The 14,383-nt window shown below is 61.7% G+C and carries 15 protein-coding genes and 1 tRNA gene; 10 read left to right on the plus strand and 6 right to left on the minus strand.

What is annotated here, in order from left to right:
- The first annotated feature begins 31 nt into the window (after positions 1-31).
- From ACZ5PA_RS08900 to ACZ5PA_RS08920, 5 genes are all read left to right on the plus strand, one after another.
- Positions 32-973 carry an aminotransferase class I/II-fold pyridoxal phosphate-dependent enzyme gene (locus tag ACZ5PA_RS08900; protein ID WP_464929984.1) on the plus strand — a complete coding sequence of 314 codons (942 nt, stop codon included), beginning with the start codon at positions 32-34 and terminating at the stop codon, positions 971-973.
- Positions 963-1,604 carry an adenosylcobinamide-GDP ribazoletransferase gene (locus ACZ5PA_RS08905; RefSeq protein ID WP_464929985.1) on the plus strand — a complete coding sequence of 214 codons (642 nt, stop codon included), beginning with the start codon at positions 963-965 and terminating at the stop codon, positions 1,602-1,604. Before ACZ5PA_RS08900 ends, ACZ5PA_RS08905 begins: the two co-directional genes overlap by 11 nt.
- Before the next feature lie 57 nt (positions 1,605-1,661).
- Positions 1,662-2,654, plus strand: coding sequence for a nicotinate mononucleotide-dependent phosphoribosyltransferase CobT (gene cobT, locus ACZ5PA_RS08910; protein WP_464929986.1), 993 nt, complete (start codon positions 1,662-1,664; stop codon positions 2,652-2,654).
- Positions 2,655-2,658: 4 nt separating this feature from the next.
- Positions 2,659-3,582 (plus strand): aldo/keto reductase, encoded by a 924-nt coding sequence (locus ACZ5PA_RS08915; RefSeq protein WP_464929987.1) that lies wholly within the window; start codon positions 2,659-2,661, stop codon positions 3,580-3,582.
- Positions 3,583-3,629: 47 nt separating this feature from the next.
- Positions 3,630-3,727: transfer RNA gene (locus ACZ5PA_RS08920), tRNA-Ser, on the plus strand.
- Between the two features lie 68 nt (positions 3,728-3,795).
- Here ACZ5PA_RS08920 and ACZ5PA_RS08925 read toward each other — a convergent pair.
- Positions 3,796-5,067 (minus strand): hypothetical protein, encoded by a 1,272-nt coding sequence (locus ACZ5PA_RS08925; RefSeq protein WP_464929988.1) that lies wholly within the window; start codon positions 5,065-5,067, stop codon positions 3,796-3,798.
- Positions 5,068-5,145: 78 nt separating this feature from the next.
- Here ACZ5PA_RS08925 and ACZ5PA_RS08930 point away from each other — a divergent pair, with 78 nt between their 5' ends.
- Positions 5,146-5,421: an ArsR/SmtB family transcription factor gene (locus ACZ5PA_RS08930; protein ID WP_464929989.1), complete on the plus strand. Its 276-nt coding sequence runs from the start codon at positions 5,146-5,148 to the stop codon at positions 5,419-5,421.
- A complete protein-coding gene (locus ACZ5PA_RS08935; RefSeq protein WP_464929990.1) occupies positions 5,421-5,693 on the plus strand; it encodes a hypothetical protein in 273 nt (90 codons plus the stop codon). Before ACZ5PA_RS08930 ends, ACZ5PA_RS08935 begins: the two co-directional genes overlap by 1 nt.
- On the opposite strand, the gene ACZ5PA_RS08940 is transcribed toward ACZ5PA_RS08935, so the two are convergent.
- Positions 5,690-7,579 carry an acetate--CoA ligase gene (locus tag ACZ5PA_RS08940; protein ID WP_464929991.1) on the minus strand — a complete coding sequence of 630 codons (1,890 nt, stop codon included), beginning with the start codon at positions 7,577-7,579 and terminating at the stop codon, positions 5,690-5,692. The two genes, ACZ5PA_RS08935 and ACZ5PA_RS08940, sit on opposite strands and share 4 nt — an antisense overlap.
- Positions 7,580-8,090: 511 nt before the next feature.
- On the opposite strand from ACZ5PA_RS08940, the gene ACZ5PA_RS08945 reads away from it, so the two are divergent.
- Entirely contained in the window at positions 8,091-9,218 is a 1,128-nt protein-coding gene (locus ACZ5PA_RS08945; protein WP_464929992.1) for a citrate/2-methylcitrate synthase, read from the plus strand.
- 5 nt (positions 9,219-9,223) lie between these two features.
- On the opposite strand, the gene ACZ5PA_RS08950 is transcribed toward ACZ5PA_RS08945, so the two are convergent.
- The 4 genes from ACZ5PA_RS08950 to purL all read right to left on the minus strand — a co-directional run bounded on the left by ACZ5PA_RS08950 (position 9,224) and on the right by purL (position 13,309).
- The gene (locus ACZ5PA_RS08950; RefSeq protein ID WP_464929993.1) at positions 9,224-9,478 is read right to left on the minus strand and encodes a hypothetical protein; all 255 of its coding nucleotides are present in this window, start codon (positions 9,476-9,478) and stop codon (positions 9,224-9,226) included.
- A 229-nt stretch (positions 9,479-9,707) separates the two neighbouring features.
- On the minus strand, positions 9,708-9,863 hold the full coding sequence (locus tag ACZ5PA_RS08955) for a hypothetical protein (protein ID WP_464929994.1): 156 nt from the start codon (positions 9,861-9,863) through the stop codon (positions 9,708-9,710).
- Between the two features lie 85 nt (positions 9,864-9,948).
- Complete coding sequence (locus ACZ5PA_RS08960) at positions 9,949-11,214, minus strand: amidophosphoribosyltransferase (RefSeq protein WP_464929995.1); 1,266 nt, start codon at positions 11,212-11,214, stop codon at positions 9,949-9,951.
- Position 11,215: 1 nt separating this feature from the next.
- Positions 11,216-13,309, minus strand: coding sequence for a phosphoribosylformylglycinamidine synthase subunit PurL (gene purL / locus ACZ5PA_RS08965; RefSeq protein WP_464929996.1), 2,094 nt, complete (start codon positions 13,307-13,309; stop codon positions 11,216-11,218).
- A gap of 153 nt (positions 13,310-13,462) precedes the next feature.
- Between purL and ACZ5PA_RS08970 the strand changes: the two genes are divergently transcribed.
- Together ACZ5PA_RS08970 and purQ are read left to right on the plus strand one after the other, a co-directional pair.
- Positions 13,463-13,717 carry a phosphoribosylformylglycinamidine synthase subunit PurS gene (locus ACZ5PA_RS08970; RefSeq protein ID WP_464929997.1) on the plus strand — a complete coding sequence of 85 codons (255 nt, stop codon included), beginning with the start codon at positions 13,463-13,465 and terminating at the stop codon, positions 13,715-13,717.
- The gene (purQ, locus tag ACZ5PA_RS08975) at positions 13,714-14,349 is read left to right on the plus strand and encodes a phosphoribosylformylglycinamidine synthase I (protein ID WP_464929998.1); all 636 of its coding nucleotides are present in this window, start codon (positions 13,714-13,716) and stop codon (positions 14,347-14,349) included. The genes ACZ5PA_RS08970 and purQ overlap by 4 nt, the downstream gene beginning before the upstream one ends.
- Positions 14,350-14,383 lie beyond the last annotated feature (34 nt).

Raw genomic sequence — 14,383 nt, forward strand, 5'->3', positions numbered from 1 at the left:
GCGTTTTTAATAAATATCGGCGGCCGCCGGCGTGGCTAACGCAAATATACGCGGCCTTTATTACATGAGGCACGGCGGCTCGAGCTGGGCCGAGGAGGCGTATCTGGACTTCTCGGACAACTCGAACCCCATCGGCCCGCCCCGCGGCTTCGCCGAGGCGGTCCAAGAGGCCGCCGCGAGGGGCGTGTACGAGAGGTTCCCCGCCCACCTAGCCGAGGAGGTCCTTACGGAGTACGAGGGAGTCCGCGTAACGCTCTTCAACGGCGCCACTGAGGCTTTGCTCTACGCTTTTTTGGAGCTCAAGCCCCGCAGGGCGCTCATAGTATGGCCCACTTACGGCGACTACGCCAGAATCGCCGAGGTCTTAGGCATTCCCTATCTCTTCATACCTCCTTGGGGCGTGGAGCGGGCCGGGCCCGGCGATTTAGTCGTCTTGTGCAACCCCAACAACCCCACAGGCGCCTATTTGCCGAGGGACTGGGTCGTCGACGTGGCCAAAAAGCTGAAGGCCCGCGGGGCCCAGCTGTTCGTCGACGAGTCCTTCATGGACTTCGTAGACGGGCGATCGGCCGCGCCCGACGTGCCCGTGGTGAAGTCCTACGGCAAGTTCCTCGCAACGCCGGGGCTCAGAGTGGGGGGAGCCTTGTTCGAGATACGGCACAAGCCGCCGTGGCGCATCAACAGCATCGTCGACTACGCCATATGGCGTATCGGGGCGGAGGGGCTGAGGGAGCACAAGAGGGCGACTATAGCCTTCATAGCAGCGGAGAAGCCCAGGGTGTTGGGCGCGTTGAGGAGGTGCGTCCCCGTAGCCTCCAGCTCAGTCCACTTCCACGTGGTATTCTCCGATCCGCCGCGCGGCGTTAAGGTGAGGCCCCTCGAGGACAAGGGGATCAAGGGCTTTAGGTTCTCCTTGAAATCGCCGCGCCAAAACGACGCGCTCGTGGAGGCGGTCTGCGGCCATGTGCATTAGGGATCTATTGTCCTTCTTCACGGCGTTTCCCGTCAAGGGGAGGGGGCTGGGCTTCGAATGCCTCTGGGCTTTGCCGTACGTCGTCGCCCCCATAGTGGGAGGAGTCGGCGGCTTGGCCTACGCCTTGACGGGCGACGCGCGTTTGGCCTATCTTGCGCTACTCTTGGCCACGGGCCTCAACCACGTAGACGGCCTAGCCGACGTGGCCGACGCCTTGATGGTCCGCGACAAGGAGAGGGCCAAGGCGGTGCTAGAGGACCCGCGCAAAGGCGCCGTGGCTATCTTCGCGGTCGTAGCCATTGTGTTCTTGGGCATGTCGGCCAGTCCCGGCTCGTGGCTTCACTACATAGCGGCCGAGGTCTTCTCCAAATCGTTGGCGGTGGTCGCTGCTGGCTTCTCGAGGCCCTTCAAGCCGGGGCTCGGCGCCGAGTTCGTGAAACACGCGAGGAGGCAATGGCCAACGGCGTTGCCGGCCATGGCCGCGACGGCTTGGTTCAGCCCGATGCGCTTCTCGGCGGCCCTCGTCGCGTCCTTGTTGTTCTACGTCGCGGCGTATAGGCATTTGGGCGGGACTAACGGCGATCTCCTCGGCGCGTTGCTCGAGGTGTCGAGAGTCGCCTATTTGTACTGAATTTATATTTATATTGGATAGATGTCCAAGTTTTTAAATTGGCGCTTTTCGGGAGCTATGGAGGAGTTATTGGTGGTAGTCGCGGGGACTACCGACGTCTCGACGATACCGGGGATCTCCATAGCGGGCCCCTCCCCCGAGGCGACCCTCTACACGCCGAGTCTAGACGTAGAGTACTTGATCGCCGGCAGGCCGTTGACCCTCGACGTAATTCCGGCCACTCCGACCGGGATACCCACGCCGGCGTTGGTGACGAGGGCCCTCACGAAAGGTCTGCCTAAGCTCGTCGTCGATGCCGGTTGTAGATATCCGCCGAGAGTGCCCGTCGTAGTTCTAGGAGGCGCCCACGGAGGCGATATACGCAAGGGCGCTTTGCCTAAGGACGTCGTCCAGCGCTTGATAGAAAGGGGGAGGACGTTGGGGCGGAGCCTAGCTCCCCTGAAGTTGGCCATAGGCGAGACCATCCCAGGCGGCACTACCACGGCCATGGCTATATTGATAGCGCTGGGCTATAACGCGTGGGGGAGGACCAGCAGCGCATCGCCCTTGAACCCTAAAGAGCTCAAGATAGCAGTAGTGAAGGAGGCCTTGTCGCGTTTGAGGACGCCAGTAGACCCCGTGACGGCCGTCGCCGAGGTGGGGGACCCGGTACACGTGGCCGTCGCGGCGATAGCGCTGGGCGCCGTCGAGGAGGGGGCGTCGGTGACGTTGGCGGGCGGGACCCAGATGGCCGCCGCGGCCGCTCTCTTCAAAGCGCTGGGCGGAGACCCCGGCAAGCTCCGCGTGGTCACGACCCGGTGGATAGTCGAGGACAAATCGGCCGATTTCCTGGGGCTGATGAGGGAGGTGGGCGTGGGCGAGGTGTCCGCGTCCAACACGTCGTTCGCCGAGGCGAAGCACCAAGGCTTGAGGGCATACGAGGAGGGCTTCGTGAAGGAGGGAGTAGCCATGGGCTACGCCTTGTGGAGGGCGGAGAGGCTCGGGCTGAACGCGTTGAGGCTCGTGGAGGAGGAATACGAGCGCGTCGTCCTTAAATCCGCAAATCGCTAGTGACGTGAGGTACAGGAAATTCGGCGATACGGAGGTCTCCGAGATAGGCTTCGGGGCTTGGTCCATAAGCGGGATGTACGGCGATGTGGGGCGGGAGGAGGCGAGGAGGCTCGTGGAGAAGGCCTTGGACTTAGGCGTGAACTTCTTCGACACAGCTGACGTATACGGCAGAGGGAAGTCGGAAGAGCTGTTGGGGGAGCTCCTCGCCGGCAGGGACGTCTTCTTGGCCACCAAGGTCGGCTACGACTTCTACTCCAACCCCGAAAGGCCGCCTAGACGATACGACAAGGGGTATCTCGAATTCGCCGTCAAGAAATCCGTGGAGAGGCTCGGCAGAAGGCCCGACTTGATCCAACTGCACAACCCGCCGGCCGACGAGGTCGAAAGGGCCGCGGGGCATTTCTTGGAGCTGAGGGGCGTCGTCGCAAAATACGTCGGCGTTGCGCTGGGCCCAGAGGTGCAAGTGTTGGCCGAGGGGAGGGCCGCGTTGAGGGCGGGGTACGACTCGGTGATGTTCGTCTTCAACATACTGGAACAAGAGCCGGGGAGGACCCTAATCGCCGAGGGCGCGGGGAGGGCGCTTTTGGTCAGAGTGCCGCACGCCAGCGAGGTCCTCACCGATAGGTTCAAGCCCCACTTCCCGCCGAGCGATCACCGCTCCTTGAGGCGCCCCGAATGGCTCAAAAAGGCCAGGGAGATCGTGGAGCGCGAGGTGGCCCCCTTGGCGAGGAGGCTCGGGCTGACCTTGGGCCAATACGCGTTGAAGTTCGTCTTGTCCTTCCCGATCACGTCGGTCTTGGTGACCGCCACCTCTGAGGAGGAGCTGGAGGAATACGCCGAGGCGAGCGACGGCAAGCCGTTGCCCAAGGAGCACTTGGAGGCGTTGGCGGAGCTCTGGGAGAGGCACAAGGACGAGCTCGCGGGATAGGGCCCGGTACTGAGTAAAATTTAAAAGAAAGGGCGTTGCGGGAGATAGCCGGGGTGGCCGAGCTGGTCCAAGGCGCGGGCCTGCTATCGACGGGCGGAGAGCCCGTCCCCGCAAGGGGGCGTGGGTTCAAATCCCACCCCCGGCGCTTATTGTTCGTCGGAGCGCTTGCTCCGTAGAAAAAGCGGTGAGGGATAAAAAACGCGAATTGGGGGCTCAGCCGTAGCCGCTCGTAGCGGAGTAGCCGCCGGTCGTGCTTTGAGACAAGCCGCTGGTCTTAGCCAAGAAGACCCAGAGCACCGGCTTGAAGAACTGCAGGTTGACCAAATAGGGTCCTGCTTTTACCCACGTATCTGGGAATTTATAGGAGCCGTTGACCAGAGTGGCGTCGTAGGGCGCCGACGTTGCGGGGATCCACGTCCAGCTGGTAGTGCCGGGCGGCCACAAGGCCACAGTGATGGCCGGCATGGGCCTGCCGTATTTGTCCACTAAGGACAACGCAGGCGTCACGAGCCCGTTGTAGGCGAAGGCGTACGCCGTCATGGGCCGTAGCGCGCCTACGCCCGACACGTTCAAGGCCAAGTAGTACACCAACGAGAAGTTGTAGTTGCCTGTCGTCGTCCCGTTTTGTTCTAGATAGGCGCCGGGCTGGACCACTACGAGCAGATTGCCCAACGCCACGGCGCCGCCGCTGGCGTTGGCTATTCTAATAGTGGCGGCCGACATGGGGACGAAGCCGGGCGCCTTGCTGTTTATCGCCTCGACCGTCTGGGGCTCGGGCGCCGGCGTTTTGCTGACGGCGAAGACCCACGCGATGGGCCTGACGAACTGCAAGTTCACCAGCCAGCCGCTCGCGGCGATCCATTTGTTCTGAAAGAGGTATCTCCCGCCCGATATGGCTAGGCCCGAGTAGCTGTACCCGGCGTATGCCCACGAGGTCCAATTCCTCGGCACGTCCGCTATGGTTATCACGGGCTTGGGGTTGCCCTTATCGTCGACGAACAAGGCGTTAGGCCCGCTGTAGCCGTTCACGAAGTAGGCGAACGTGAGAGCCGGCGTGGAGCCGTCGGGCGGCGCTTGCGCCGGCGGCGGGTACAACACTACTGTTAGATTATAGGTCGATAGCGTCGAGTTGCCCATCTTGACGTATGTGCCTGGCGGCACCACCACCAGGAGCGGGGGCGCGTACACGACGCCGCCGCCCGCGCCGTCTATGACCGCTGACGCCGCGTAGACGGGCTTGAGGACCGTCGGAGGAGGCGCCGTGACGGTCTGCGTCGTCGTGACCGTCGTAGTTGTTGCGATGGTCTGAGTTGTCGTTGCAGTCGTAGTGCTGGTGACTGTCTGCGTCATCGCCGTTGTTTGCGTCACGGTCGTCGTTGTAGTGCTGGCGATCGCGATCGTGCGCGGAGGCACGGCGAAGTAGCCTATGGCCAACCCTATGATGACCCCCACTATTAGCCCGATTATCAGTTGGCCGATCTTCATGGCCCCTCGTGGATATGAGGTGATATGCCTTTTCCCAAAAATTTGGGAAAAAATATATAAGGCCAATTCGCTGCGCCGGTGTGGTTAAGCGAGCGCGAGGCGAAGCGGCTCATCGCCTTCCTCTTCCACGCGACGAGGGGAGGCCCCACGAGGTTGGCCATAGTGAAGGCGCTCGCGGAGAGGCCCATGAACGCCAACGAGCTCGCTAGGAAGTTGGGCCTGGACTACAAGACCGTGAGGCACCACTTGGAGGTCCTCTTGGAGCACGGGCTAGTGGAGAGGCTCGGCGATAGCTACGGCGCCGTGTACACGATATCGGGGTTGTTGAGAAAATATTGGGGACTTCTGGAATGATGTTCTGGTACGTCGTAATGGCGCTGGGGGCCGCCTCGGCGTTGGCGGCCGCGCTCTCCATGGCGTCTATAATTAGACTGAGGTCCAAGAGGGCTGGCCGGAGGCTATTCCTGGCGCTCCTCTTCTTGTTCTTGTCCGCAATTACTGAGCTCTTGGCGGCGGCCTATTGGGCGCTCCGCGGGTACGGAGCCGAGATAGCGCTTCCGTCCCTCGCCGCCGCCGTGTTCCTCGCGCTATCCGCCATAAGCCTTTACGAGTTCGTGTCGATCTAGGCACCGCCAAGCTTGGCCTCGAGCTCCTTTATGCTCTCCTCGTCCTCCAGAGTGCTCAAATCGCCGAGCGGCTGGCCCAAGGCCATGGCCCTCAACACCCTCCGCATAACCTTGCCCGTGCGGGTCTTGGGGAGCTTCTCCACTATCACGACCTTCCCGACCGCGGCCACGGGGCCTAAGTTCTTCCTCAAGTGGGCTACTACCTCCTCCTCGGTTATGTACTTGCCCGCCCTGGGCACCACGAACACGGCCAACACGTCGCCTCTCACCGGGTCCGGCACGCCGACCACGGCGGCCTCGGCAACGGCCGGATGCGACGCGACTACGTCCTCAACCTCCCTCGTGGAGAGGCGATGGCCCGCCACCTTGATCACGTCGTCGGAGCGGCCCAATATGTGGAGGTGCCCCTCTTCGTCTATATAGCCTAGGTCCCCCGTGAGGTAGTAGCCCTTGAACTTCGACCAATAGCTCTCCACGTAGCGTTTGGGGTCCCTCCAGAGCGTGTGCAAGAAGGCGGGCGGCAGAGGCGGCTTCACCGCCACGTGCCCCTTCTGGCCGCGCGGGAGCTCCTTGCCCTCGTCGTCCAGCACCACTAAGTTGAGCGTGGGGTACGGCAAGCCCACCGAGCCGTATTTGTAGCGGAAGCCGCCCGAGTTCATGGAGCCCGGCGCCGTGACGAAACAAGCAGTCTCTGTCTGGCCCCATATATCGGCTATCTGGCAAGGCTCTTTGCATATGTAAGTCCTCAACCACTTGTAGGCCTCCTCGTTGAGGACCTCCCCTGTGGGGTAGACGGCCATGAGGGTGTCCAGCTTATACCTCCTGGGCCACTCGTCGCCGTATTTCATCAACAAGCGAATCGCCGTGGGGGAGAAGAGGATGTGGGTCACCTTGTAGGCGTCCACTATCTCCCACCATATGCCGGGATGTGGGTAGTCGGGAGCGTCGTCGTACCACAACACGGTGAGGCCGTTGAGCAGGGGTCCGTGAACCCCATAGTGATGGCCCGATATCCAGCCTATGTCGGCCGTGGAGAAGAACACGATGTCGTCCCTGAACTCCCTCTCGGCGCCGACGAGGTGGTTGAAGGCGTACCATATCCACACCATGTAGGCCCCGTGGAGGTGGAGGATGCCCTTGGGCTTGCCCGTGGTGCCCGAGGTGTAGAGTATGAACAGCGGCTCGTCCCCCGCCACCCATTCGGGCTCGGCGTAGGCGTTCAGCGGCACGGACTTCATCTCCTCTTGCCACCAGAAGTCCCTCCCCTCCCTCATGGGCACGCCCGTGCCTACGTTTCTGTAGACCAAAACCTCGGCGTCCACTCCGGCCAACGCCAACGCCTCATCGACGGTTGGCTTCAAAGGTATGATCTTCCCCCTACGCGTCATGGCGTCGGCCGTTATTACCATCTTGGCGTCGGCGTCTTTGATCCTATCGGCCAAGGCCTGGGCGCCGAAGCCGGAGAAGACCACTGTGTGCACCGCGCCGATTCTGTTCACGGCCAACATGGCGATCATGGCCTCCGGCACCATGGGCATATATATCGCGACTCTATCGCCCCTCTCCACGCCCCGCATGCGCAGGAGGACGGCCAGCCTGTTCACTTCTCTGTATAAGTCCCAGTAGCGGAGCACTCTGGTCTGGCCGCTGGAGGAGACCCATATCAAGGCCGCCTTGTTGGCGCGGCCGCTCTGCACGTGCCTATCGAGGGCGTTGTAGGCTATGTTGGTCTCGCCGCCGACGAACCACTTGTAGAATGGTGGATTAGAGTCGTCGTAGGCCTTCTCCCATTTAGCGCGCCAGTAGAGCCTCGCCGCTTGTCTCTCCCAGAAACCCACTGGATCCTTCATAGATTCCTCGTAAACCTTGAGGAATTCCTGAGACATATCGCCTTGAATTTAATGTTTTTATAACTTTTTTATATAGTAATATTTCTTTAAATAACTTTATAATTTTAAATAATTACAAATAAATGAAAATAATGGAATAGCGCAGACGCCAGCGCGACCGCGGGCGGGGCCCAATAAGCCCTTCATAGAGTTAACAGATCGACGTAGCAAGCAGTTGGATATATTAAATAACACATAAATATTATTATAGTAATACTATGTACCGTTATAAAAGACGAGTGTAAGTAGGTATAACCCGCGCCGTTCGGCTGCCCCTCGGCCTAACCCGGCCGGCCTCGCCGGCTGGGGACGGGGGATAAACCGGCGGCGCTGGCGGGCCGCCCCGCCCAGCGCTGGGTGTCGGCTAAATCGGCGCCGACGGCCGCGCGGCGCGGGCTCCTCCTCCGCACGCTAGGCACCGATACTCTTCCTCTAGGTCAAAGGCCGTCTACGCCACCGTCGGCGAGAATCGGGTACTATGTATATAAGGATATTTAAATCCTGTCATATGTATTCGCCGGGGCTCGAGGGCGTCGTCGTGAAGGAGACCAAGATATGCTACATAGACCTTGAGAATTCCAAGATCTACTACAGAGGCTACGACCTCGAGGAACTCGCGGCTAAGTCCACCTTCGAGGAGGTCGTCTATTTGTTGTGGCACGGACGCCTGCCCAAGAGGTCGGAGCTAGAGGAGCTCAAGGCCGAGCTCAAGAGGAATAGAAATCCTCCAGGACACGTCGAGCGTCTGCTCAAGGCCGTCCCGCCGAGCGCCGAGCCCATAGACGTGTTGAGAACCGCGATATCGGCCATGGCCCTCGGCGAGGACCTCTCGGACAGAGGGCTGGAGGCCGAGCTGAGGAGGGGGATCAAGGCGACTGCCGTTATGCCCTACGTCGTGGCGGCCTTCGATAGGCTGAGGAGGGGGTTCCAGCCCCTCGACCCGGCCGAGGCCGAGAGCCACGCCGAGTACTACCTCTGGGCTCTGAAAGGCGAGAGGCCCAGCTACGTCGAGGCCAAGGCCATGGACGCCATGTTGATAATCTACGCGGAGCACTCCATGAACAACAGCGCCTTTACGGCCGTCACCGTGGCCTCTACTCTCTCCGACATGTACGCTGCCATCACTGCGGCTATAGCGAGCCTTAAAGGGCCCCTCCACGGCGGAGCCAACGTGGACGCAGCTAAGATGATGGAAGAGATAGGAGACGCCAAGAGGGTGGAGGGCTGGGTCGACGAACAGTTGGCCAAGGGGAGGAGGATACCGGGCTTCGGCCACAGGATATACAAGAAGGGGCCCGACCCCCGCCTCAAGGTCCTCCGCGATTTAGCCAAGAAGCTCGCCGCCGAGAGGGGCGACTACAGATGGCTCGAGATAGCCGAGAGGCTCGAGGAGTACGTCACGGCGAAGTTGGCCCAGAAGGGCATATACCCCAACACCGATCTCTACGCCGCGGTGATCTTCCGCTACCTCGGCCTGCCCGTGGACATCAACTTGCCCACGTTCGCCGTGTCGAGGGTGGCCGGCTGGGTGGCCCACGTCCTCGAGTACCGCCAGGCCAACCGCCTCATAAGGCCCACCGAGAAGTACGTCGGACCCGTTGGCCTAAAATACGTCCCCTTGGAGGAAAGAAGATGAGGGGGTTATTTGACCTCAGATAATATCTTGCGGTAGGTCTGCTCGTTGAACGGGCCCGCTTTAGTGGCGTTTATGTCTAGTACTGCGTAGTAGGCCGTTCTGCCCAAGAAGCTCGCGGCGGAGACTAAGCGGACCCAGAGCGGGACCTCGTTGACGGCACATACCTTTATGTTGACTTGGCCGCCAGAGCTAAACGGACCTTCGACAATCGCGACGCTCTCAGACGAGCTCCCGCTGTACAGCGCGCCCGAATAGCCCAAGAACTGGCAGCTCCCGACCCGTTGGAGGCCTCGAGTAGAGGGGGGAGGAGCGGCGGCGATTGTTGGAATCTGATACAGATGCCGAGCGGGCTACAAGTCTTGGCATAGAGTGAATTGCCTTGCGAGGCAGCCTCGAAGTTTATGCCCATCAACACGCCGTATGTGTAGTTCCCCGGCGGACCGTTGCCCACGACGATCCACCCCAACAGCTACTCCTCTCGATGTCTGCCTAATACGTAGTAGAGCCCAAAGTGTAGTTGACCTCGAAGTTGTCCTTGCTAAACGGCTGGCCGAAGCCGAACGGCGCGTTCAACACGCCGAAGTACAAGGCCGCCGCCAATGCGCCGATCGCCACGAGGGCCGCCGCCAGGGTCCACTTGCCCATAACTTTGTATCAGACTATTTATATATTCCTTTCTGCCGATAGTAGCCTAACGGCTATCCGCCATCGGCGTGAGCCCTAGCCGGCCTCAACGCCGCGACGCGACGACCTCTCTCTCGGCCTCGTCCACGTCTATGAGCATGGGGTACTCGCCCGTGAAACACCCGAAACACGCGTCGCCTATTATCTCCTTGAATTTATCCGTCGGGAGGTAGACGAGGCTGTCGGCCCCTATTAGCCTCCTCATCTCCTCCAAGCCGCGGCCATATGCAATCAACTCCCTCCGCGTCTGGAAATCCATGCCGAAGAAACAAGGCCATCTTACGGGAGGAGAGGCGATCCTCACGTGCACTTCCCTTGCGCCGGCCTCCCTCAACATCCTCACCACGGCCTTGGCGTTAGTGCCCCTTATCAGCGAATCGTCGATTAGGGCGACCCTCCTTCCGGCCACGAACTCCGGTATTACTCTAAAGGCCTCTCCAGGATTTCGGAGATACGGCGGCGCGATGAAGATCCTGCCGGCGAATCTGTTCTTCACGACGGCGTCCACCAGCGGCTTCCCCAAGGCCGCCGCGTAGGCCTCGGCCGCGATCCTCGCGGTCTCCGGCACGTACGCGACGACGTCCACGTCGTGGGTCTCGATCTCGGCCAACGCCCTTCCCAGCTCCCTCCTCACATCGGCGACTCGCCTACCCCCCATGCTCGAGGCAGGGTGGGCGAAGTAGACGAGCTCCAGAGAGCAGACCCCGCCGCTCCCCGGCGGTATCCTCCAGGCCGTTGTCCTCTCGCCGTATAACACCGCGAGTCCCGGCGGCATCTCCTCGCCTCCGTTCACCGCCACACTCTCCGAGGCGAAGACGACGCCGCCGTCGCCGCGTTTGTAGGAGAGAGGCCTCACGCCTCTGGGGTCCCTCACTGCGAGTAGGCCCCAAGGGGTCAAGGCTATGAGGGAGGCGGCGCCCACGATCTTGGAGTAGACGTTGGAGACCCCCTCCTCGAGCCCCCTCTCCCATATCTCCTCGGCCAAGGCCTTGGCCAAGGCCTCCCCGTCGAAGCGGGCCCCCTCTGCGAGCCTTCTGTAGTTCACCACGGTCCCGTTGAACACCACGGCGAGCTCCAAGTCGCGATATTTCGCGATGACGGGCTGTAGTTGGACGCCGTATTCGCCCGATGTACTGTACCTGGTGTGCACCAACGCGGCCTCGGCGTCGTCGGGAGGCTCGCCCATCTTCAACCCGTCGGGGCCTGCGTAGGCGTAGCCGACTCCTTCACTCCCCCTGTGCATCAGCCAAGGGGCCATCCCCTTCACCAAGGCCCCGGCCCCAGCCCCTCTAGCTCCGCCTATGCCGCACATATCAAAGCGGCAATCCCATAATTGATTTCAACTCCTCCACGCTTTTCTTGTAGACGAGGGCCGAGCCGCATCTAAGCGCCAACTCATCGCCTCCGGCCTCGCCTATCTTGACGCCCGGCCCCTCCTCTCCAGCGGCCACGAACCTGCCGTTGGATTCGCTGAATAGGAGGAGGTCCAGCCGCCCGGCATCTCCCGGCGCCTTGCAGACGTCCACGTCGGCGCCGACGCCGCTCGCAACCGCCATCTTGGCCAAGGTAGCGGCGAGCCCGCCCAGGCCCACGTCCTTGGCGCCCGTCAGCCTATCCCGCCACCTCCGCACCGCTTCGGCCAGCTTCTTCTCGACTGCGTAATCCACGCTGGGGGGCCAGCCCGCTATCAGCCCGTGTACTCTGTACAAGTACTCGCTGCCGCCCACCTCCGCCTTGGTGTAGCCCCAGACGTAGACCCCATCGCCGTCCTTCCACTTGGCCATAAGCGCCTTGGAGACGTCGTCTATGACGCCCAACACCACGACGGCCACCGTCGGCTTCACCGCCCGGCCCTCGTGCTCGTTGTAGAGGCTCACCTTCCCGCCGACTATGGGAACTCCGAGGCCCTCGGCGGCTTCGCGAAGGCCCTCCACGGCCTCCACGAATTGCCAATAGACGTGGGGCCTCTCGGGGCTCCCCACGTTTATGCTATCGACGGCCGCCCTCGGCGCCCCTCCCGCCACGACCACGTTCCTATACGCCTTCACGAAGGCGTTAGCGGCGCCCAGCCTAGGGCTCAAGTACGTGTAGCGCGGATTCGCGTCGCCCTTCACCACCACGCCTAAGTTGCCCCTCTCGAACAACTTGAGGACGGCCGCGTCGCCCTCGCCTGGCTTCACCGCGGTCCTCACCCCCACGTCGAAGTCGAAACGGCGATAGATGGCCTCCTTCAACGCCACGTTGGGCGAAGAGAGGACTAGGTCTATGGCCTTATCGATGGGGGGCTCCGGCACGTCGGGCAGAGGCGGGGGCTCATAGGGGGCCGCCGGCCAGACAATCTCCGGCGCCTTGGCGGCCAACTCGACGGGGATATCTCCGACGACTTCGCCGCGCCACAAGAGGACCACTCGGCCCGTCTTAGTGAACTCGCCTATTATCGAGTAGGGCACCTCGTACCGCTCCAGCAGATCGGCGATGCACCTCAGCCGGCTCTTCGAGACGACGAAGAGGAGGCGCTCTTGGGTCTCGCTGGTGAGCAACTCGACGGGGCCCATCTCCTCGTCCGCTTTGTGGAGCTTGTCCAGCTCCGCCGTCACTCCTAGGCCGAACCAATCCGCCAGCTCCGCCAACGCAGTGGCGAGGCCCCCTCCGCCTAGGTCCTTTATGAACTTGACGCACCTCGTCGCCTCTTGGACTACGTCGATAAGCCTCTTCCCCATGAGGGGGTCGGCCACCTGCACAGCGCCTAGGTCCTCCTCCACGTCGCCTCCCAACGTCTTGCTGGCGAACGCAGAGCCTCCCAAGCCGCTCTTATCCGCGCTGAGCCCCGCCACGACTATTAGATCGCCTTCCTCCACGCCGCCGGGGGGCACCTTGTCGGGCGTCGCGATGCCCACGCACGTGGCGAGGACTATGGGCGTGTAGGTGAAATCTTCGTCGAACCAAGTCTCTCCGCCGACGACGGGGATGCCGACTCTGTTCCCGTAGTCCGAGATCCCCTTGACCACGTTCGAGGCTATCCATCTAGCGTGCGGGTGCTCGAGAGGCCCGAAGTGGAGGTTCACGAGGAGCGCTATGGGCTTAGCCCCGACGGTCAAGATATCTCGTATCACGCCGCCCACGCCCGTGGCGGCTCCGTTGTAGGGATCCACGGCGCTGGGGTGGTTGTGGCTCTCGATCTTGAAAGTGGCGTAGAGCCCCTCGGCGATCTCGACGAGGGGGGCGTCGGTGCCGGGCCCTCTTAAGACCCACGGCGCCTTAGAGGGCAACCGCCTCAACCACATCCTGGTCGACTTATAGGAACAGTGCTCCGACCAGTGCGAACGGAAGAGCGCCAGCTCGACTTGCGTGGGAGGCCTGCCGAGGCCTCTCTCTATGGCCTCCAGCTCTTGGCGGCTCAAGGCCATGTCGATCGAATTAGTCTACTTTAAAATTTTTCTTAAAAAATACCGGAGCGTTGCTCGGAGTCTTCCGCTGTACTTTAAGTAAATAGTTTAAATCACAATAAAGCGATTGCTTAAAGGAGAAAACCCTTTAAACGCTCGTTTTCCCTTATGTTTATGAAGTACGTGGTTTATTTGAACATCGCCTATAAGCCCTCCATAAGGGACCCCGAGGGCGAGACCATCGCTAAGGACCTCTTGGCGCGGCTTGGCCACAACGTCGAGGTGCGCGCCGGGAAGTGCTTGGCGTTATACGTCGAAGCGCAAGGGCCCGAAGAGGCGAGGGCCGCGGCCTTGAGGATAGCCAAGGAGGCCCGCCTCGGCAACCCCAACATACACGTCGTGGAGGTGTTGAAGGTGGCGGAGGCATGATAGCCGTCTTGAAATTCCCCGGCACAAACGGCGATCACGACGTGATCAGGGCGTTGGAGCTGGCGGGGCTGAGGGGGGAGATAGTGTGGTATAAGGACTATGCGCCCGGGAGGTACGACGCGGTGGTCCTAGCCGGCGGCTTCTCCTACGGCGATAGGCTAAGGGCCGGCGTCGTGGCCGCGGCCACGAAGGCCGTGGAGCACGTCCGCGAAGACGCCGAGAGGGCGACGCCTGTGTTGGGCATATGTAACGGCTTCCAGATCTTGGTCGAGGCCGGCATGCTCCCAGGCGCCCTAGCGCCCAACGATCCGCCCGGCTTTATAAGCAAATGGATACCCGTCCGCGTCGTCGACAACGAAACGCCCTTCACTCTCCTCTACCAAAGAGGCGAGGTGGTCTACATGCCGGTCGCCCACGCAGAGGGACGCTATATACCCGTCGGGGCTCCGAGAGTCGCCTTCAAGTACGTGGAGAACCCCAACGGCTCCGTCGACGACATAGCCGGCGTGGCCCAGGGGAGTGTCCTCGGCCTAATGCCCCACCCGGAGCGGGCCGTCGACCCGCACGTGTCTAGAAACGGCGTCGGGGGGCTCAAGCTCTGGCTCAGCTTAAAGGAGTGGCTGAAGAGATGAGCCTCCTCGGCGCGCGCCCCGCGAATACCGCAAC

The sequence above is a fragment of the Thermoproteus thermophilus genome, assembly GCF_055392855.1.

Excerpts from the sequence above, each read along its gene's own strand:
- purL (WP_464929996.1), bottom strand. The coding sequence starts at position 13,309 with ATGGCCTTGAGCCGCCAAGAGCTGGAGGCCATAGAGAGAGGCCTCGGC.
- ACZ5PA_RS08960 (WP_464929995.1), bottom strand. The coding sequence starts at position 11,214 with ATGTGCGGCATAGGCGGAGCTAGAGGGGCTGGGGCCGGGGCCTTGGTG.
- ACZ5PA_RS08935 (WP_464929990.1), top strand. The coding sequence starts at position 5,421 with ATGTTCTGGTACGTCGTAATGGCGCTGGGGGCCGCCTCGGCGTTGGCG.
- ACZ5PA_RS08905 (WP_464929985.1), top strand. The coding sequence starts at position 963 with ATGTGCATTAGGGATCTATTGTCCTTCTTCACGGCGTTTCCCGTCAAG.
- purQ (WP_464929998.1), top strand. The coding sequence starts at position 13,714 with ATGATAGCCGTCTTGAAATTCCCCGGCACAAACGGCGATCACGACGTG.
- ACZ5PA_RS08925 (WP_464929988.1), bottom strand. The coding sequence starts at position 5,067 with ATGAAGATCGGCCAACTGATAATCGGGCTAATAGTGGGGGTCATCATA.
- ACZ5PA_RS08945 (WP_464929992.1), top strand. The coding sequence starts at position 8,091 with ATGTATTCGCCGGGGCTCGAGGGCGTCGTCGTGAAGGAGACCAAGATA.
- cobT (WP_464929986.1), top strand. The coding sequence starts at position 1,662 with ATGGAGGAGTTATTGGTGGTAGTCGCGGGGACTACCGACGTCTCGACG.
- ACZ5PA_RS08970 (WP_464929997.1), top strand. The coding sequence starts at position 13,463 with ATGAAGTACGTGGTTTATTTGAACATCGCCTATAAGCCCTCCATAAGG.
- ACZ5PA_RS08955 (WP_464929994.1), bottom strand. The coding sequence starts at position 9,863 with ATGGGCAAGTGGACCCTGGCGGCGGCCCTCGTGGCGATCGGCGCATTG.
- ACZ5PA_RS08940 (WP_464929991.1), bottom strand. The coding sequence starts at position 7,579 with ATGTCTCAGGAATTCCTCAAGGTTTACGAGGAATCTATGAAGGATCCA.